The 18,365-nt window shown below is 64.0% G+C and carries 16 protein-coding genes; 2 read left to right on the top strand and 14 right to left on the bottom strand.

All coding sequences use genetic code 11. From position 1 onward, the window contains the following. Nucleotides 1–174: 174 nt before the first annotated feature. Nucleotides 175–1,416, top strand: coding sequence for a tyrosine--tRNA ligase (gene tyrS, locus LNV07_RS10715; protein ID WP_263571146.1), 1,242 nt, complete (start codon nt 175–177; stop codon nt 1,414–1,416). Here the strand turns inward: tyrS and LNV07_RS10710 are convergent. From LNV07_RS10710 to gspG, 13 genes are all read right to left on the bottom strand, one after another. Then, entirely contained in the window at nt 1,413–4,730 is a 3,318-nt protein-coding gene (locus LNV07_RS10710) for a S41 family peptidase (RefSeq protein ID WP_263571145.1), read from the bottom strand. The genes tyrS and LNV07_RS10710 overlap by 4 nt on opposite strands. Before the next feature lie 63 nt (nt 4,731–4,793). Beyond that, nucleotides 4,794–5,690: a 5'-nucleotidase gene (locus tag LNV07_RS10705; RefSeq protein ID WP_263571144.1), complete on the bottom strand. Its 897-nt coding sequence runs from the start codon at nt 5,688–5,690 to the stop codon at nt 4,794–4,796. A gap of 3 nt (nt 5,691–5,693) precedes the next feature. After that, on the bottom strand, nt 5,694–6,905 hold the full coding sequence (gspF, locus tag LNV07_RS10700) for a type II secretion system inner membrane protein GspF (protein ID WP_263571143.1): 1,212 nt from the start codon (nt 6,903–6,905) through the stop codon (nt 5,694–5,696). 108 nt (nt 6,906–7,013) lie between these two features. Next, nucleotides 7,014–8,438 (bottom strand): type II secretion system ATPase GspE, encoded by a 1,425-nt coding sequence (gene gspE / locus LNV07_RS10695; protein WP_263571142.1) that lies wholly within the window; start codon nt 8,436–8,438, stop codon nt 7,014–7,016. A 23-nt stretch (nt 8,439–8,461) separates the two neighbouring features. Beyond that, nucleotides 8,462–10,669, bottom strand: a complete 2,208-nt coding sequence (gene gspD / locus LNV07_RS10690) for a type II secretion system secretin GspD (protein ID WP_263571141.1) — start codon at nt 10,667–10,669, stop codon at nt 8,462–8,464. A 134-nt stretch (nt 10,670–10,803) separates the two neighbouring features. Further along, nucleotides 10,804–11,724, bottom strand: a complete 921-nt coding sequence (gspN, locus tag LNV07_RS10685; RefSeq protein ID WP_263571140.1) for a type II secretion system protein N — start codon at nt 11,722–11,724, stop codon at nt 10,804–10,806. Further along, nucleotides 11,721–12,230, bottom strand: a complete 510-nt coding sequence (locus tag LNV07_RS10680; protein WP_263571139.1) for a type II secretion system protein M — start codon at nt 12,228–12,230, stop codon at nt 11,721–11,723. Before LNV07_RS10680 ends, gspN begins: the two co-directional genes overlap by 4 nt. Then, nucleotides 12,227–13,495 carry a type II secretion system protein GspL gene (gene gspL / locus LNV07_RS10675; RefSeq protein WP_263571138.1) on the bottom strand — a complete coding sequence of 423 codons (1,269 nt, stop codon included), beginning with the start codon at nt 13,493–13,495 and terminating at the stop codon, nt 12,227–12,229. Before gspL ends, LNV07_RS10680 begins: the two co-directional genes overlap by 4 nt. 107 nt (nt 13,496–13,602) lie before the next feature. Continuing rightward, entirely contained in the window at nt 13,603–14,604 is a 1,002-nt protein-coding gene (gspK, locus tag LNV07_RS10670; RefSeq protein ID WP_263571137.1) for a type II secretion system minor pseudopilin GspK, read from the bottom strand. Beyond that, nucleotides 14,601–15,257, bottom strand: a complete 657-nt coding sequence (locus LNV07_RS10665; RefSeq protein WP_263571136.1) for a PulJ/GspJ family protein — start codon at nt 15,255–15,257, stop codon at nt 14,601–14,603. The genes gspK and LNV07_RS10665 overlap by 4 nt, the downstream gene beginning before the upstream one ends. A 1-nt stretch (nt 15,258) precedes the next feature. Further along, nucleotides 15,259–15,618: a type II secretion system minor pseudopilin GspI gene (gspI, locus tag LNV07_RS10660; RefSeq protein ID WP_263571135.1), complete on the bottom strand. Its 360-nt coding sequence runs from the start codon at nt 15,616–15,618 to the stop codon at nt 15,259–15,261. Continuing rightward, on the bottom strand, nt 15,615–16,073 hold the full coding sequence (locus tag LNV07_RS10655) for a pilus assembly FimT family protein (protein WP_263571134.1): 459 nt from the start codon (nt 16,071–16,073) through the stop codon (nt 15,615–15,617). Before LNV07_RS10655 ends, gspI begins: the two co-directional genes overlap by 4 nt. A gap of 4 nt (nt 16,074–16,077) precedes the next feature. Further along, nucleotides 16,078–16,533: a type II secretion system major pseudopilin GspG gene (gspG, locus tag LNV07_RS10650; protein ID WP_263571133.1), complete on the bottom strand. Its 456-nt coding sequence runs from the start codon at nt 16,531–16,533 to the stop codon at nt 16,078–16,080. Nucleotides 16,534–16,618: 85 nt separating this feature from the next. Between gspG and LNV07_RS10645 the strand changes: the two genes are divergently transcribed. Continuing rightward, complete coding sequence (locus LNV07_RS10645; protein ID WP_263571132.1) at nt 16,619–17,170, top strand: hypothetical protein; 552 nt, start codon at nt 16,619–16,621, stop codon at nt 17,168–17,170. A 30-nt stretch (nt 17,171–17,200) separates the two neighbouring features. Here LNV07_RS10645 and LNV07_RS10640 read toward each other — a convergent pair whose 3' ends face one another. Then, nucleotides 17,201–18,262 (bottom strand): nicotinate-nucleotide--dimethylbenzimidazole phosphoribosyltransferase, encoded by a 1,062-nt coding sequence (locus LNV07_RS10640; RefSeq protein ID WP_263571131.1) that lies wholly within the window; start codon nt 18,260–18,262, stop codon nt 17,201–17,203. Nucleotides 18,263–18,365: the final 103 nt, after the last annotated feature.

The following is an 18,365-nucleotide window of genomic DNA, read 5'->3' as shown; positions in this document are numbered from 1 at the left end:
AAAGCGGCGCGACTCTGCTCGAGTCGCGTCCACTAGAATTAATATCTTTGTCGCGACACCCCTGCTTTTGGGGGTGTTTGCTAAAAACTAGGCGCGAGTATACCGAGTCGATCGGTGCGTCAAATCCTAGAAAACCCCATACATCAAGGCTTTAGCCGAGGCCAGACTGCTGCCATGTCCGAAATTCGAACTCCCGTCGCGCCTGTTTTCCCCGTCACCGACCGCGTGCGTGAGGCCTTCGCCGTAAGCAAGCGCGCCTGTGATGAGCTCTTGCCGGAGGCCGATTGGCTGCAGAAGCTGGCCAAGTCCGAAGCGACCGGCGTGCCGCTGCGCATCAAGCTGGGCCTGGACCCGACCGCGCCCGACATCCACCTCGGCCACACCGTCGTGCTCAACAAGCTGCGCCAGTTGCAGGACTTGGGTCATCAGGTCATCTTCCTGATTGGTGACTTCACCTCGATGATCGGCGACCCGTCGGGGCGCAACGCGACGCGCCCGCCGCTGACGCAGGAGCAGATCAAGGCCAATGCCGAGACCTATTACGCGCAGGCCAGCTTGGTGCTGGACCCGGCCAAGACCGAGATCCGCTACAACTCGGAGTGGAGCGACCCGCTGGGCGCGCGCGGCATGATTCAACTGGCGGCCAAATACACGGTCGCGCGGATGATGGAGCGCGATGACTTCACCAAGCGCTTCGCCGCGCAGACGCCGATCTCTGTACATGAGTTTTTGTACCCGCTGATGCAGGGTTATGACTCGGTGGCCTTGAAGAGTGATATCGAGTTGGGCGGCACCGATCAGAAGTTCAATCTCTTGATGGGCAGGCATCTGCAGCAAGAGTTCGGCCAGGAGCCGCAGTGCATCCTGACCATGCCGCTGCTCGAAGGCCTGGACGGCATCGAGAAGATGTCCAAGTCCAAGAACAACTACATCGGCATCAGCGAGCCGGCGAACAGCATGTTCGCCAAGGTCTTGTCGATCAGCGATGTGCTGATGTGGAAATGGTTTGCGCTGCTGAGCTTCAGGAGCGAGGCCGAGATTGCCGCGCTCAAGGTCGAGGTCGAGGCGGGGCGCAACCCCAAGGAAGCCAAGGTCTTGCTGGCCAAGGAGATCACCGCGCGCTTCCACAGCGCCGAGGCGGCCGAGGCGGCCGAGGCCGACTTCAATAATCGCGCGCGCGGCGGCATTCCGGATGACATCCCCGAAGTCGCCTTGAGCGGCGCGCCGCTGGGCGTCGGCGCGATGCTCAAAGCAGCCGGCCTGGTCGCCTCGGGCGGCGAGGCCACCCGCATGATCGAGCAGGGCGGCGTCAAGATCGACGGCGTCACCATCAGCGACAAGGCCTTGAAGTTACAAGCCGGCAGCTTTGTCGCGCAAGTGGGCAAACGCAAGTTTGCCCGGGTCGAACTCAGCTAAGGCAACTGGATGGGGCGTGGATAAGCACCCGGCTTTGGCAAGACTCGCGGTTTGGCTGCCATCGCCTGCTTCAAATGCGCGATCGCCGCGTCCAGTTGCGCATCGCCGCCGAGGAAGGTGGCCCGCGGAGGGTTGTCGACCTCGATGTCCGGCTTGACGCCGACGCCCTCGATGATGAACTGCCCTTCGGCCGTCATCTGGCCGGTTTCGGCGGCCCGGATGATGCCGTTGTCCATCAAGCGATTCTGATCCGACAGCCAGACACCCGCGCCCGAGGTGGTCTTGCCTATCACCGGTGCCAGCCCCAAGCGTTTGATGCCCTCGGCAAAGGTCTCGCCGTCCGAGTAGGTTTCCTCGTTGGCCAGGACCACCAAATGGCCTCGGAAGGCGTGCTGCATATTCGAGCTGGCCGGTGCGCCATCGGGCGAGCGGCGCTGCCAATAAGCCCAGGCCCGGCGTAAGAGTTTTTCCAGAATCCAGCTGTCGATATTGCCGCCGCCGTTGAAGCGTACGTCGATGATCAGCCCCTCGCGGTCGGCCTGGGCGTAGAACTCGCGCGCGAAGTCGGCAATATCGTCACGGCCCATCGCACGCAGGTGCAAATAGCCAATCCGACCCTCTGATGCGGCCTCCACGGCGCGGCCGCGCGCATAGCGCCAATCGCCGAAGCGCATTTGCTGTTCGCGCCGCTGCGCCACCGGGGTGACGACGGCCTGCTTGTCCTTGCCATCGGCGCTGCGCAGTTGCAGCAAGACCTGCTTGCCGGCCTGACCGCGCAGTAACTCGGACGGGTGGGCGGCGTCCAGCGCCTTGCGGCCGTTGATGGCGGTGATCACGTCGCCGAGCTGAATGTTCAGGCCGGGCGCGGCCAAGGGCGAGGCTTCGCTCGGCAGTTCGGGGTCGCTGCGGTAGATCTGATCGATGCGCCAGCCGTTTGGCGCGCGCATGAGTTGGGCGCCCAGGCCGGCCAGGCCGGGCTCCTCGGCGGCGGCCCGCACATCGCCGGCATTGACCTGGCTGTGCAAGGCGCTCAACTCGCCGACCATCTGTGCCATCAACTCGGCCAACTCAAGGCGGTCGGTCACGCGGGCGACCAGCGGTTCGTACTTGGCCCGCATGGCTAGCCAATCAACGCCGTGCATGGCCTTGTCGTAGAAGTAGTCGCGGTGCATGCGCCAGCCGTCGGCAAACATTTGCTGCCATTCCAGCTTGGGGTCGGTGGCGATTTGCCAGTCGCTCCACTTGACCTGGAACTTGGCCGTCTCGGTGGGCAATTTGGGCGCCGCCTCGACCAGCAAGATCTCCGGCGCCGCTCCCGCTGAATTGGACATTGCCGCGCGAACCAACATCAGCTTCTTGCCATCGACGCTGAGGTCGAACTCACGCACATCGGTGGCGACGGTCTCGGGGCTGGCCCCCAGGCGGTCGATGCTGACCGTCTTGAGGCTGCTCTTGCGCTCGGCGCCGAGCTCGCTCTCCAACCACCACAGGCGTTTGCCGTCGCTGCGCAGGGCGCTGTAGTTAGCGGCCGGCAGCGGTACTTCGAACAGGCGCTCGGCCAGGCCGGCCCAGACGATGGCAGGCTTGGTGGCCGGTTTGGCCTCGGTCTTTGTGTCCGGTTTGCTGTCTGCCTTCGCTTCGGCCGGCGTGAGCTCATCCTTGGGTGCAAACGGAAAGCTCAGGCCCGGCTGTAGCGCCAAGGCATAGAGCTTGCTGCGCTTGTCGAAGAAGGGCCCCATATTCCGGTCGCCCCAAGGGCCACCGTTGCCGGTGACCGCGAAGCTGCGCTGCGAGGCAAAGTAGAGCCAGCGCCCATCCGGCGTGAAGGCCAAGGCCTCGCTCTCGTAACGGTCACTGCTGACGGTATGGGTCTTGCCGTCGGCCAGCTTGTAGAGGCGCACTTGGTCGCGGCCGTTGGCGCGCATCGGCTGCGTGAAGGCCAGTACCTGGCTGTCGGGCGACCAAGTCAGATTTTTGATGTCGGCGGACAGCTTGTCATGGCCGATCAGGCTGGTGGCTGCGGCGCCACTGGCCTTCAGGTCGGTCAGGAAAAGTTGCCCTTCTTTGTCCGTATGCGCCAGAAAGCGGCCATCGGGCGAAGGCAGCAGCTGGGTGCGCATGGCCTTGGCGCCAAAGGTGATTTGCTCGGCAGCCGCGAGGCCATTGGCCGGCAAGCGCCAGATCTCGCGCTCGCCGCTGAAGTCGCAGAGCGCGAACACTTGGGTGCTGTCGGCACTGAATACGCCCTTGCGGCAGCGGCCGTCGGCCGGCTGCATCAGCTCGGCACGGCGCAAGGCCCCGATGCCTTGTGTGGCCAGGCGGCCGCGGCTGGCCAGCAGCACGCGCTCGCCATTGGGGGCCATCGCGGTATCGGTCAAGAAGTCTTGCGGTTTCTTGATCCAGCGTTCACGCTGTTGGTCAAAGTCACCGCTCAAACTCAGCTTTAGGCGCTCGCCTTGGCCGGCTGTGGCGCCTTCGAAGTCGAGAAGATAGATGTCCGCGCCGACGGCGACGCTGACTTTTGTGCCGTCAATTGACGCGTGGCGAATGTCCCAGCCCTTGAAGCGGCTGTGTTGACGCAAGTCCTGACCCTCGGCATTGACCGACCAGAGGTTGACCGTGCCGTCGCGGTCGGACAGGAAAGCAATGCGCTCGGGTCCGGCAATGCGGTAAGGCATTGGGCGCGAATCATTGGCGCCCTCGGCGATCAAGGGCTTGGCCTCGGCCGCGCCATTCAGCTCCAGCGACCAGAGCCTGGCAATCGCGCCGCCACGGTACTGGCGAGCGTTGTCACCGCGCAGGCCGTTGCGGGTGAAGTAGAGGCGTTTGCCGTCGGCGCTGAGCGCACCATCGCTGGCCTGACCGACCGGCAAGGCGCGGCGTTGCTGGGTTTTCGGGTCAACGGCGTAAAGCTGGCTGATCGGCTGGCCCGACTGGGACGGGCCGCTATAGATCACCTCGCCCGCCGAGCTGAAGCCCCAGACGCGCTGTGCCGAACCTTCCCAGCTCAGGCGCTTGGGCAGGCCGCCCTGCGCCGGCATCACATAGACATCACCGGGGCCATCGTACTGGGCGACAAAGGCCAGCCATTGGCCATCCGCCGAGACCGCCGGCATGCTCTCGGCGCCGGGGTGGGTGGTCAGCCTTTGGGCCTGGCCACCTTGGGCCTGGGCGCGCCAGATATCGCCCTCGGCGACAAAATAGAGCTGATTGCCGCGCAGCGCAGGTTGGCGGTAGAAGCCCTCGGCTTGCGCCAGCAGCGGGGCATGCATTGCGACCAGACAGGCCGCAGCCAGTAGACGTAGCTTCTTCATCATCTTCCTTGTGGGAATGTCAGAGCGCCGGCAGCGCGGTTTGTTCAGCAGTGCCGGTCGGGTTTAAAGATTCGAGATGCCCGAGGCCACATGGCCGGCCGGCACATGCGGCGAGGCGTTAGCGACATGGCCGGCTTGGTCATCAAAGAAGAAGTCCGGCTCGAATTCGCGCAGGAATTCGCCTTTGGCCAGGCCGCCCAGGAACATCGCCTCATCGACCTCGATCTGCCAGTCCATCAGCGTGCGAATGGCGCGCTCATGGGCTGGTGCGCTGCGCGCCGTCACCAGCGCGGTACGCACCCGCATCGGGCCGCTGGGGTTTTGTTGCAAACGCTGCAAGGCTTCGAGCACCGGCTTGAACGGTCCGGCCGCCAAGGGTGTGTTGGCGTGCGTCCTCTCGTGACTTTGAAACGCATTCAGTCCGTCGCGCTGGAATACCTGTTCGGCCTCGTCGGAGAACAGCACGGCGTCGCCGTCAAAAGCGATGCGCACTTCAAACGGATGCTCGCCCGAGGCCCGCGCCGACAGCGGCAACACTCTTGCTGCGGCCACGCCGGCCGCCAGCGCCGAGCGCACATCGGTCTCGTTGGTGGACAAGAAGAGCTGCGCCTTCAGGGGGCGCAAATAGCGCCAGGGCGACTCGCCGCGCGTGAACACGCCGCGTTGAATGCCCAGGCCGTAATGCGCCGCCGAGCGGAATACCCGCATGCCCGACACGGGGTCGTTGCGCGATAGCACGACGATTTCGACCCTCGGATGCGCCGGCTGGTTGAAGGCCAAGAGCTTGTTGACCAGCGAAAACGCGACGCCCGGCTTGGCCGGCAGGTCGAGCCGGCTTTCTTGCAGCGCCATATAAGCGCGGTCATCGCCGGCCTCGAACAGCAAGTTCTCGGCTTCAAAATCAAACAGCGCGCGGGACGAAATGGCAACGACCAACTGTCCGTCCAGATTGGCCGCCATGTCTTACTTGACCCAGGTATTGAGTTGAATAATGGGCATCAGTACGGCCAACACAATCATCAAGACGATCGCGCCCATCACCACGATCAGGATGGGTTCCAGCAAGGTCGCGGCGGCCATTGCGCGGCGCTGCACTTCGACGCTGAGTTGCTTGGCGGCGCGCTCCAGCATCTGCGGCAACTGACCGGTCTGCTCGCCCAGGCGTGCGAACATGGCCAAGATGCCGGGGAAACGTTTCTTGCCGGCCAGCGCCGAGCCGAGTGGCGCGCCTTCGCGCACCTGCACCAGCGCGTCGAGCGCGTCGGCCCGCATCGCGCGGTTCGACAGGGTCTCGGCGGCGGCCTGCAAGGCCTTCAGAATCGGCACACCGGCGCCGGCCAGCATCGCCAAGGTGCCGGCGAAACGTGCCGCGTTATAGCCGCGCGCGAGCCGGCCGATCAAGGGGACTTGCAAGATGCCGGCGTCAAAACGCTGACGAAAGGCCTCATCGCGCAGGGCGAACGAAAGACCCGTGCCGGCAGCAACCAGGGTCAACAGCATCAGCCAACCCCATTCCCTGACGAAGGCACTGATGGCCAGCATCGCCACCGTCAAAAACGGCAAGGCACGCTTGGAATTGGTGAAGACGGTGGCGATCTGTGGCACCACATAGGTGACCAGAAAAATCACGATCATCACCGAGATCAAGGAGACGATGGCGGGGTAGGCCATCGCGCCCACGAGCTTGCCGGACAGGTCCTGGCGCTCTTCGAGGTCGTCGGCAAGCTTGTCCAGTACGGCACCCAAGGCGCCGCTTTGTTCGCCCGCCGCGACCACGCCGCAGAAAACCTCGTCGAACTCACGCGGCGCGCTGGCCAGCGCGCGCGCGAACGGTGCGCCGGCGTTGACCTCGGCCTTCAGCTGCGACAGTAACTCACGCTGGCGCGGGTCTTCGCATTCATCGGTCAAGGCGGTCAGTGCACGCTCGATCGGCAGGCCCGAGCCGACCAGACCGGCGAGTTGCCGCGTCCAGACTGCCAGCGCCGTGGCGTTGAAAACCCGCCGCGTGAAGCGGCTGCCGCTGGCCTGGCCATGCTGTTGCACCGTCTGCAGCGTCAAGGGCACCTGGCCTTGCGTGCGCAAGAGAGCGCGCGCGGCACGTGGCGTGTCGGCCTCGATCAGACCGCTGACGCTGCGCCCGGAGGCATTGAGGGCTTCGTATTTATAGGCCGGCATTTCAAACCCGCTCAGAGAGCCAATATCGGGAGTGGCCAGCCGCCGGGCCGCCCCAAGGCAGGCCAGCGCCCCCTCGGGGGGCAGCGAACAAAGTGAGCGTGGGGGTTGTCATGATTCACGAGTCACGCGCAAGACTTCCTCGGCGGAGGTGATGCCGGCGGCCACGAGGCGGGCGCCGTCGTCGCGCATCGAGCGCAGACCGCCCGCTTGCGCCGCCGCCAGCAATTCGCTCTCGGGCGCTTGGGCATGGATCAGGCCACGCACCTTGTCGTTAGCAATCATCAACTCATAAACGCCGGTGCGGCCTTTGTAGCCGGTCTGGCTGCAGGCGTCGCAACCCACCGGATGATATTTGCCGTCTTCATCGACCCGCTTGCACAGCGGGCATAACTTGCGAACCAAGCGCTGCGCGAGCACACCCAACAAGCTGGAACTGAGCAAGAAGGGCTCAATCCCCATGTCGGTCAAACGCGTCACCGCACTGACCGCGTCATTGGTGTGCAAGGTGGCCAGCACCAAGTGGCCGGTCAGCGAGGCCTGGATGGCAATCTGCGCGGTTTCATGGTCGCGGATTTCACCGATCATGATCACGTCCGGGTCCTGCCGCAGGATCGCGCGCAAGGCCTTGGCGAAGGTCAGGTCGATCTTGGCGTTGACCTGCGTCTGGCCGATGCCGCCCAGCTCATATTCGATCGGGTCTTCCACCGTCAACACATTGGTCGTGCCGGTGTCCACCGTCTGCAGCGAGGCATAGAGGCTGGTGGTCTTGCCGCTGCCGGTCGGGCCCGTCACCAAGACGATGCCGTGCGGTTGCTGGACCAAACGCTTGAAGCTCGTCAGCACATCGCCGCTCATGCCGAGACCTTCAAGTGTGAACTTCGATTCGCTCTTGTCCAGCAGGCGCAGCACCGCGCGTTCGCCATGCGCCGAGGGCAGCGTCGAGACCCGCACATCGATGGCGCGGCCGCCGATGCGCAGTGAGATACGGCCGTCTTGGGGCAGGCGCTTCTCGGCAATGTCCAACTCGGCCATGATCTTCAGCCGCGAGATCAGTGCGGCGTGCAGGCCCCGATTTGGTTGCACCACCTCGCGCAGCGTGCCGTCGACGCGGAAGCGAACCGAGCTGGCGCGCTCATAGGGTTCGATGTGGATGTCGCTGGCGCCGTCCTTGGCGGCCTGCGTCAGTAATGCGTTAAGCATGCGGATGATGGGCGCGTCGTTGGCGGCTTCCAGCAAATCCTCCACCGCCGGCAGGTCCTGCATCATGCGCGACAGATCGACGGCGCTCTCGACCTCGCCGATCACCACCGCCGCGCTGGACTCAGATCCGGCATAGGCCGCGTTGATGCGCTCGCTCAAGGTGTTACGCGGTTCTTGCTCGAAACGGTCGACAACATACAGCCGCTGCACCTCGGACAAGGTGGCCAGGCTGACCTCGGGCGGCGCCCACAGCACCAGGGTGCTGCCGTCGTCCTCCATCAGTACGGAGTTGGCCTTGGCGAAGGCGTAGGGCAGGGGGTGGCGGATGGCCATCGGATGTCAATCTTAAAAAACGATCAGGGCTGCTGGCGCGCCGGAGCGATCACCGCTTTGGGCGGGGTCAGGCTTTGCCCTCCGCCCGATGTGGCGGTTGAAGGCGGCAGCACCGGCACGCCGGTATCGGGCAGCACCCAGCTGGGCGCCGGCTGCGATTTTTGCTGAACGGCGCGAATCGACTCGTAGCGGTCCAGCGTCATTTGGTCGGCCGATTGCTGGTCACGCATCACCACCGGGCGCAAGAAAACCATCAAATTGGTCTTGATGCGGGAGCGCTTTTCGCTCTTGAACAGGCTGCCGATCAGGGGTAGATTCCCCAGGCCGGGCACCTTGTCGTCACCGTCGCTGTATTCATCCTTGAGCAGGCCACCCAGGACAATCATCTGACCATCGTCGACCACCACCGTGGTTTCGATCGAAGCCTTGTCGGTGGTAGGTCCCAAACTTGACGTGCCCGGCACGACGGATGAATTCTCTTGAAACACGGTCATCCGCACGGTGCCGTTTTCACCGATCTGGCTGCGGATGCGCAGGGTCAGACCAACGTCCTTGCGATCAACCGTTTGAAAGGGATTGACCGCTCCGCCGGCTCCGCCGGTATTGGAGAAGGAGCCGGTCAGGAAGGGCACGTTCTGGCCGATCACGATCTTGGCTTCTTCGTTGTCCAGCGACACCAGATTCGGTGTCGACAGCACATTGGCGCCCGCCTCGGACTCCAGGAAGTTGGCGACCGCGCCTAGCGTCAGGAAACCGGCGATCTTTTTGACGACGCCGACATTGAGACCGGCGCCGACCGAGCCCAGCAAGGATGCCGCCGACTTGACGTCGATTTGCCTCGGGGTAGACGTGCTGGTGACAACCCCATTGCTGACGATGGTGCTGGTTTGTGCTGGCGTAATGGCGGACGCGAGCCCACCCGACTGGTCGAGAATATTGCCCGGATTGTTGCGGAAATTCGTACCGACGCCGACGTTTCCGTTGAACAGGTTCTGCCATTGCACGCCGAATTGCGCCGCCTTGGTGGCGTCGACTTTGACGATCATGGTCTCCACATAGACCTGCGCACGACGCGAGTCGAGTTGGTCGATGACGCCGCGGATCTGGCGGTAGAACGGTGCGCTGGCGGTGATGATCAGCGAGTTGGTCGACGGGTCGGCCTGTACAAAACCGCCGGTCGACGGCCCTTGGCTTTGCGCCACCGGGGTGGTGGCGGCGGTGGACTGGCCGCTGCTGTTGCCGCCTTGCGGCGCGCCGGTCAGCGGTGAGCCGCCAATGCTGCTGCTTGAACCAGTTCCGCTGCTCGTGCCGCTGCCAGCGGCGCCACCGGCACCTGTGGCAAAAGCGGCCCGCAGCACCGTGGCCAGCTTGGTCGCGTCGGCGTTCTTCAGGTAAACGACATGGATATTGCTACCGCTGCCGCCGTCGCTGGCAGGCTGATCAAGCTTGTCTATCATCGCGCGGGCCATCGCCATCCGGGCCGGATTGGAGGCCCGCAGGATCAAGGCATTGCTGCGTGGATCGACCAGCACGCTCAAGGTCCCGCCGGCCTGGCCCGGTACCGTGGCTGCGCCGCCATCGGCGAGCTTTTGGACCAAGGCGGCGAGGTCGGAGGCGACGGCATGTTTGAGCGGTACCACCTCGAGGTCGGTGCTGCCGGGGGTGTCCATGGTCGCGATGATGCGGCCCAGGCGCTGCAGGTTTTCGGCGTAGTCGGTGATCACCAGGCTGTTATTGCCCGGGTTGGCATTGATGGTGTTGTTGGGGCTGATCAGCGGGCGCAACACGGCCACCAAATTGTTGGCGTTCTCGTGGTTGAGGCGGAAGATCTGCGTGATGATTTGATCGCCACGCGTGCTGTTGGCACCGACTTCGACCGAGCTGGCTTGCAGCTTGGCATCGGCCTCGGGCACGACCTTGTACATGCCGGTGTTCTCCACCACGGTGAAGCCCAGGCCGCGCAGCGCCGCGAGATAGTTCAGATAAGCCTCGCGCACGGTCAGGGGCTGTTCGCTATAGAGCGTGATCTGGCCCTTGACGCGCGGGTCGATGATGAACTGGCGGTCCATCATCACGCCGATGGCGCGGGTGACGGCCTCGATGTCGGCGTTGACGAAGTTCAGCGTCACCGGCGTTTGGGCTTTCAAGGCCGGGCCGCGTGAGCGATTGCCGGCGGGGGCTTGGGACGCAGCGGGCTGAGCCCAAACCGGATTAGCAATCGCCAAGGCCAAGATGGAGAGGCCAAGCTGCCGACCACTGAAAGCCCCCAGGCCGGCGAGGTACGCCGTCCGCCCCCCGAGGGGGGCAAAAAAGCTCGGGGCGGCCCTTCTCTTTTTTAACGCAATTTGCGGGCGCATTTTCATACTCATCCGATCGAAATGACGGAGCGTGCGCCTTGGCGCCGTCCGATGATATTCAGTAAATTGTTCAAGGCTGCCTCGCGGCCGGGCGCGGCCGAGGCCTCACCCAGGAAGCGGGCCTTGCCGGAACCAATGGTGCCCTCGCCGGACAGCAGCAAGGCGCCATCCAGCGTGATCAATTTGATGGTGCTGACCCCTGCCTTGGATTCGTCGCTGGACTGCGCCGCCAGCGTGAAGCGGTAGCTGCCCAAGGGCGCCAAGGTGGAAATGCGCGAGGACAAATTGATCAGCTCCAGGTCGAGTTGACCAAATTGGCGCCAGCGCCCTTGCACCCACTCAAGCTTGAAGTCCCGTGTCGTCAAACGGATCGAGCCGCCGAGCTGCAGGGTATTCCACGGCGTACCCAGGCCCGCCAACAAACCGGCCGGCCAGCGCGCCAGCCAATCGGCGTGGCTGATCAACGCGACTTCGAAACGCCCCCAACCGGGGCGGATTTGCAATTGCAGCTCGCCGTTGATGCAGCAGTCTTGGCGTGCCCGCAAGTCCAGCGCCATGCCTTTGACATGCATGGACCAGCGCAAACGCCCCGGCAACAGGCTGGCGTCGCGACTGTCTGCGCCGCCGGTCAGCACCAGCACGCCGCTGCCGTCCCAGATGCTGCCGCGCGTGTCGGTGATCAAGAGATGGCCATTGCTGGCCGAGGCCAGGCCATGGGCGAGCCAGCTGGCCGGGGCAAATAACACCAGCGATAGCAGGCCACCGAGCAAGGCGCCGGCAATGCTCCAGCGCAAGGTGCTTTGATTGCGACCGCGCCAGCTGGGCTCCACCTGGCGCGAGTCTTGCCACTGCGTCGGGGCCAGCTCGGTCAAGGGTGCGTCAACGCGGCGGCGCCGGTTGAACCAGGATTTAAGTGAAAAACTACTCATGGTGCCGCCCCGCTGAGCATCAGCACAATGGTGCCGGAATAGCCATTGGCGCTGCGCTGCAGCTTGGCCTCGAGGGGCCGGGCGCGTGCGGCGCTGCGCACCTCGCCGAGCCAGGCCTGCAGCGGTTCGGCGGCAACGCCGTTGACGCTCAACACCGCCCGGTCACCATTGACGCTCAGTTTGGCGCCGGCACCGAGGTGTTCGCTGGCGGCCTGCAAGGCTTGGGCGGCGAGCGCTATCGGCACCGGCGGCGTGGCGCGCAACTCGCGGGTTTCGGCGGCCAGCGCTTGCATCTCCTGCAGTTGCAGCTCAAGCGCCTCCAGCTGAGCGGGGGCTTGGCGAAGGGTACGCAAGCCGGGTTGGATGCCGAGCAGCCAGACCATCAGCAGGGCCAAGATCCATGCGACAAATTGCAGCGCAAGCTGCTCGCGGTCGGCCATGGCTTGCCAGCGTGTTTGCGCCTGTGCCTTCAGCGCTTGCCAGTTGGGGAGTTTGGGCTGATTCATGTTTTGTTGCCGCCGACCAAGGCCGGGCTTTGCGCGCGGCTGAGCGTCATGCGACCTTCGCTGGCATCTAGCTGCCAGCCTTCACTGTGCAATTGGCTGCGGAATTGTTGAATTTGGGCATCGCTCCAACCAGTGGAGGACAGCAGCAGTTTGCCGGCTTCGAATGACAGGGAATCCACCGGGCCGCGTTCGGCCGGCCAAGCGGTCGCCGCTGCGGCCAACAAGGCTTCCAGATCCTGGTCGCTGCTGCGCCCGGCAATGGCGCGCAGCAAATCGGTTTCACGCTGCATTTGAACCGGCGCATCACGAATGGCGCGCACCTGCGGGAAGCTGGCAGTGAGGGTGCTGTCCATCGCCTGTCGCTTGGCTTTCAGTTGGTGATTTTGCTGCCAGGCGAGCAGGTTCAAACCCAGCAATTGCACGGTCACCAAGCCTGCCAAACCCCAGCGAACCGGCTGCCAGTTGCGGCGCATCAAGCCGCGCAGCAGATGGCGCAAAGCCCGAATGCCGCGGGTGCGCGGCGCCAATTCGAATTGGCGTAAATTCCACGGGCAGTCGATGACGGTCAGCGCCCGTTCGGCGGGCGTGAGCACGTTGACTGCGGTGCCCAGCCAGCGCTCGGATTGGGCGGCCACCTCGGGTGTCGCTGTCCATTGGGACATTTGCACCAAGGAGGCGGGGAATAATTGGCGTGGCAGGCTGCCGTCGAGCGGCAAATTGGTCACGCCTTCGGGGTGGCTCCAACGCAGGCCGATCGGGCTCAGCTCATTGTCGGTTTCGTAAAAATGCCCGCGCGGCGGTGCATCGGGCCAGGCCAGCGGCGTCACACGGTCGACAAAGACCTGCGCGGCTTCCAGCGCGCTCAAGTGCTGTTGCAGCCAGGCCCGCGAGGTGATGGCGACCCAGGCAACATCGCCGCCGGAGGCCTCCGACTCGATCGCAAAGTGCAAGCCTTCGGCGTCGTCGAGCAGCGACTCTTCCATCATGCCGGCCAGGGCGGAGCGCATTTGTCGGCCGGCGCGGGGCAGCGTCACGCGTTGCCACGACAGATCGGATTCGGCCGGAATGGCAATCACCAAATCGGCATGCGGAAGTTGGGCGGCGGCGCGACTGCCTTGCGCCGAGATGCTGCTGCCGTCGTTGGTCAGCACATAGTCGTAGTCACGCCCAGGCACGCCGCGCCCCAGTCCTTCGATGGTCTGGGTGCTGCGGCCCTGGGCATGCAGTCGACTGCGGGCGGGTAAAAAGAGGAGTAGCGTACTCATGGAAGCGGTGTAGCCTAGCGCATTCTAGAAGTCTGAAAATGTCAATTGCTCTGAAATCAAAGACTTAGAGCGGCTATTTGTAGTCCTTTCGCGGCGATTCTGAGGCATCAAGGTTTCGTTTCAATTGGGGGCACTACGCGTTGACGGTCCAGCACCAGCATTTCCAAGTTGCGCCTTTGTACCAAAGAGCGCTCATCCAGCACGCGTTCTTCCAGGCGCAGCCGCCCGTTGACGATGAAAAAGGCCGAGTTGACCGAGGCCCGGTCGGCTGCGACGACCACGCCATTTGGAAAGAAATTGGCGCTTTCTTCCAACTTGGTCAAGGGTTTGGACTGTCTGGCCTGGACCAAACGTTCGGCCGACGCCAGATCCATGCCGTCGAAGAGCGCGGCAATGACTTCGCGCGGGGCGGTATTCAAATTGACCGGCGTGGCGATGGGCAACAGGGTGATCAGCGGCCGCAGGCGGTCGATCGCGTCGGCACTGAGGCCAAACCAGCTCAGTTGATCGATATTCCGGGGTTGTAAGGGGGTAGCTGCCGCGTCGCCGGGAGCGTCTGACTCGCTTTTGCCGGCGTAGGCGCGGCGCAGCTTGGCAATGATCAATGCCGCCGTGCCCGGCGGTGTGCCGGCGCTGACGGTCAATCGTTCCAGCACTTTTTGCTCCAGCGGCGGCACCACCTTGCCGCCCAGCAGGTGGCGCAGGTTGTAGCGGGACTGGGCATCTTCCAAGCTGCCGGACAAAAAGGCTTCGGGGCCTTCGTCGGCATTGCTTTTGTCGGCCGCCAAAAAGGTCGACAGCCTTGCTTCGGCCAAGGGCACGGCCCAGACTTCGCCCAGATGATCGACGGCCTGTTCGCCGCGCCGTAGTGCGTCGCGGTCGGCGCGCGCGTCTTCGCGCAGTATCAGTCGCGCCCAGTCGAGCGAGCCCTGCAAAATCCAGCTGGCTTGAGCGCGGGCACGCTCCGCCGCCTCAATCTGCACCGCACGGTACTGTCGCCAGACCATCGCCGAGGCCAAGGTGGCGACCAGAGTGACGATGATCATCGCGGTCAGCAAGGCCGCGCCCCGCTGGCTTTGTCGGTTAGCGTCGCGCGGAGTCTTCATCATGCTTGCGGCCTCAGCTCAACCTGCCGCGTCAAGGGGCCGCCGAAACCGCTGCCAGGGCCGAACTGAAGCAGCATGCGGATGCCGCTGGGCAGGGTGGTGCGTTGCTTGTCAGGCGGCGCCGCGCCGGAGGCCGGGGAGGCGGGTGGCGCTGGAGGTGCGGCGGCTTCTTCATTGCCGCTGGAGAGGCAATTGCTCCAGCTATTGCCCCGGTAGCAATACAACTGCCAGCCAGTGACGCCCTCCAGCGCGCGCAGTTGGCCACTGTCTTGGGCCAATAGCTGGGCGCCGCGCTTGAAGTTGTCTTCCAGCGCACCGACCGTCTGGGCGGGCTTGCTTTCCCAACGGTGCAGGGCCCCACCTCGGACGACCCAGACGACCACCTGCAGCCCCAGCGGATGTTGGCGGGTCAGGCGCAGGCTGGCGCCATCGAAGTTCAATGCTTCGACGCTGCCGCTGTCTTGAATCGAGCGCAAATCCTGTTCCCATTGAGCCAGCACGGTTTGCAGGCGCGCGCTTTGATCCAAATTGGTCTGCGCGATCTCGCGACTTTTGATCAGAGCATCGAGCCCCCGCCAAGCCATCATGGCCATGGTGGACATCACCACCAGGGCGACCAAGACCTCGATCAGGGTAAAGCCACGGCCGCGCCGCATCTCAGTAGCGCCCCATGATGGTTGACAGCGACAGCATCTGATTGCCGGCCTCGTCTCGAATGGCCGCGTCGACCCGTCGAAAGCTTGGGTTCGGTGTCGGCCGAACCATGATTTGGCCTTTATAGCTTTCACCGAATTGTTCGCAGGTGAAGTCACTGTCGCCGACGCTGGGGAATTGTTTGGATAGGCGCAACTCGGTCAATTGATTCTCGGCACACCATTGGGCGGCGCTGATGGTGCGCAGGCGACCGGCGTTCAGGGTCAGCGCGCCGGCTGCCTTGATGCCGGCGGTCAGGGCAATCGCCACGATCACCAGGGCAACCAAGACTTCGATCAGGGTGAAACCGCGCTGCCGGGTCATGGCGTGGGGCTTGTCGAAACTTCAAAGGCCGACAGCCCGTCGGTGGCCAAGACGATTTGCTGTGAGCCCAGACTGAGTTGCAGGCGCTGCGCACCAATCATCGGCTCCGGCCCCAGGATGATGAAATTCGCGCCGGCGATTTGTACCGTCACCGGCTCACCCAACCAGCGCTGCGGCAGCTTGATGCGTTTGGGCAGGCCGATAAATTGGAAGTGGTCGGCGCTGTCTCGCTTGGTCGGCGCCCATTGCACCGGTAGACCGGCGGCGCGGCTTTCGGCGCGGGCGGTCTCGAACAGGGCCGTCAGGCGCTCCGCCTCACGTTCCAGCTGGGCCGCAGCCGGGTCGCGCAGAGACAGGCTGACGGTGGCCGTCGCGATTGCAATCAGGGCCACCACCACCAGCAACTCTATCAAGGTAAAACCGTGCGCCCCACGACGGCGGCTCTCTGGGATCACGGAATCACTGCCACGAACCAATGTCGGCGTCATTGCCTTCGCCGCCGGCGCGGCCGTCGGCGCCGAAGCTGTAGACGTCGATCTCTCCCTTGATGCCTGGGTTGGCATATTGGTAGGGCTGCTTCCACGGGTCGGTCGGCAGCTTCTCAACATAAGGCTTCCAGTTCGGTGGCGGCGTGCCGGTAGTGGGCTTGCGCACCAGCGCTTCGAGGCCTTGCTCGGCGCTCGGATAGCGTTGGTTGTCGAGCTTGTACAGCTTCAAGGCCTGCATCAAATTATTGACATCGGTGCGGGCGGCGGTAACGCGCGCCTCGTCGGCCCGGTCCAGCACATTGGGCACCACCAGCGCGGCCAGCACACCAATGATGACCAGAACGACCAGCAATTCGATCAGGGTAAATCCGGAGCTGCTGCGCTTGCTGCGGCTGCGAGGTGATAGCGGCGTGGCTTGGATATGCATTTGAGCGTGAGCTTGTTGTGGCGAAAATTGAAACTACTAACTGCTCACCTCGTGAGTGATGCAGCGCATGAATCATAATCTGCTCATGCTTGCACGAATGATTGCTTTTGTGGTGTGGGGTTTGCTGGCCTGCAGCGGCGGCTATTGGTTGATCCAATTGCTGGCGCGGCCTATTCCCGCGCCAAGCCAGGCGCAGCCCGCGCTTGAGTTGCGCAGCGGCCAAGCCGACCTAACGCGCTTGTTCGGCGCTGCTGCGGCCGCAGTGGCCGAAGCGGCGCCGGTGGCCGAGAGTCGCTTCAAACTGCTGGGCGTGGTGGCGCCCAAGATGGCGGGAGCCGCCCAAGCAGGCGAAGGCGTTGCCTTGATCGCGGTTGACGGCATCGCACGCACGGTGCGTGTCGGAGCGTTGGTGGACGGCAATTTGCAGCTACTGCTCGTGGACGGCCGTTCGGCCAGCCTGGGTGAAGCTGGGGTCGTCAGCATGATTTTGCAGATTGCGCCGCAGGCGTCCGCGGCGACGGGCAGTTTGCCGGCCGCTCAAGCCTCGCCGGTGGTGCTGGGCTCATACGCGCCGCCGCCTCCGATGCACAGCCAGCCGGCGCCCTTAAGTGATCCGGCCGGCCCCCCGGCGCGCTGAGGCCGCAGGCCACGGCTCATACTTATAGCCTCAGAGGCTGATTTCTTGGCTGGGCGTTCTGGGGCCGCGCGCTTCGGGCTCAGCCACTTCATGCAGGTCGGTCAACAACGCGGCAGCGCTGCGAATCATTGGCCAGGCCAGCGCAGCGCCGGTGCCATCGGCGCTGTCCATGCCCAATTCAAGCAAGGCCGAAGCATGAAACAGAGCCAGGGCTTCATCCAGGCCGCGATGCACATGGCTGCGGCAAAAGACCGCATAGTCGGTCACGGGTGGCGCGATCTTGGCGGCAATTTTTAAGGCCGAACAGGCGGTGATGCCGTCGACGATGATCAGGCAGCGTTTGGAGGCTGCCACCAACATCGCACCTACCATCACCGCGATCTCGAAGCCGCCAAAGGCCGCCAAGACTTCCATCGGGTCGCTGACATCGCGGTGGCGAGCCTGCGCCGCCTGCAGCACGTTGAGCAAATGGGTCAAATCATCCTGACGCATATCGGGGCCTGAGACGACAAAGTCGCGCAAGGGGCAATCCATCAGGCGGGCCAAGACCAGGGCAGCACTCTCGGCCGAGCCTTGGCCCATGCCGGCGCAGGCCAACACATTGCCGGGCAGCTTGTCGGCAATCTCCATGCCGACGCGCACGCCGGCATGGGCTTGCTCCAGGCTCATTGCGGAGCTAACGCGTGAGTTGCGCGTGCCGTGGGCGATCTTGCGGGCCAGCAATTTGGCGTGCGGAGCCAAGGGCTCGGCGATACCGCAGTCGATCAGCATCAGTTGCAGGCCCTGCATCCGTGCAAAGACCGACACCGGCAGACGATTCTGCAGCGCCAGCAGCGCTTGCTCCCGGGTGCTGCGGCCCCATTGGCTGCCTATGCCATCGACCGCCAAACCGTGATCGGCGGCGAAAATCGCCAAGACCGGATCTCGAAAACGCGGCGTCAGGCTGTTCTGAATCAGCCCCAATCGCACCGCCAGGGGTTCCAGTTCACCCAAGCCGCCGGCAATCGCTGCATGCCGGTCAACCCTTTCACGCAGGGCTTTTTCCAGCTCGGGATTGGCCGTGGGACTGATCAAGGACTGTTGAATCGGCATGAACTTGGGCGCGCCGGCAAGGGCCGTGCAAAGACTGATTGAAACCTAGTGAACTTGGCAAGAGGCTGGATTCTGAACAATCGGCGGGGCCTTGTGTATCCGC

The sequence above is a fragment of the Roseateles oligotrophus genome (assembly GCF_025717515.1).
Classification (GTDB): domain Bacteria; phylum Pseudomonadota; class Gammaproteobacteria; order Burkholderiales; family Burkholderiaceae_C; genus Paucibacter_A; species Paucibacter_A oligotrophus.
The sequence above is the reverse complement of the archived record's forward strand: the minus strand, read 5'-3'. Positions and strand labels throughout refer to the sequence as shown.

Excerpts from the sequence above, each read along its gene's own strand:
- tyrS (WP_263571146.1), top strand. The coding sequence starts at position 175 with ATGTCCGAAATTCGAACTCCCGTCGCGCCTGTTTTCCCCGTCACCGAC.
- LNV07_RS10710 (WP_263571145.1), bottom strand. The coding sequence starts at position 4,730 with ATGAAGAAGCTACGTCTACTGGCTGCGGCCTGTCTGGTCGCAATGCAT.
- LNV07_RS10705 (WP_263571144.1), bottom strand. The coding sequence starts at position 5,690 with ATGGCGGCCAATCTGGACGGACAGTTGGTCGTTGCCATTTCGTCCCGC.
- gspF (WP_263571143.1), bottom strand. The coding sequence starts at position 6,905 with ATGCCGGCCTATAAATACGAAGCCCTCAATGCCTCCGGGCGCAGCGTC.
- gspE (WP_263571142.1), bottom strand. The coding sequence starts at position 8,438 with ATGGCCATCCGCCACCCCCTGCCCTACGCCTTCGCCAAGGCCAACTCC.
- gspN (WP_263571140.1), bottom strand. The coding sequence starts at position 11,724 with ATGAGTAGTTTTTCACTTAAATCCTGGTTCAACCGGCGCCGCCGCGTT.
- LNV07_RS10680 (WP_263571139.1), bottom strand. The coding sequence starts at position 12,230 with ATGAATCAGCCCAAACTCCCCAACTGGCAAGCGCTGAAGGCACAGGCG.
- gspL (WP_263571138.1), bottom strand. The coding sequence starts at position 13,495 with ATGAGTACGCTACTCCTCTTTTTACCCGCCCGCAGTCGACTGCATGCC.
- gspK (WP_263571137.1), bottom strand. The coding sequence starts at position 14,604 with ATGATGAAGACTCCGCGCGACGCTAACCGACAAAGCCAGCGGGGCGCG.
- LNV07_RS10665 (WP_263571136.1), bottom strand. The coding sequence starts at position 15,257 with ATGCGGCGCGGCCGTGGCTTTACCCTGATCGAGGTCTTGGTCGCCCTG.
- gspI (WP_263571135.1), bottom strand. The coding sequence starts at position 15,618 with ATGACCCGGCAGCGCGGTTTCACCCTGATCGAAGTCTTGGTTGCCCTG.
- gspG (WP_263571133.1), bottom strand. The coding sequence starts at position 16,533 with ATGCATATCCAAGCCACGCCGCTATCACCTCGCAGCCGCAGCAAGCGC.
- LNV07_RS10645 (WP_263571132.1), top strand. The coding sequence starts at position 16,619 with ATGCTTGCACGAATGATTGCTTTTGTGGTGTGGGGTTTGCTGGCCTGC.
- LNV07_RS10640 (WP_263571131.1), bottom strand. The coding sequence starts at position 18,262 with ATGCCGATTCAACAGTCCTTGATCAGTCCCACGGCCAATCCCGAGCTG.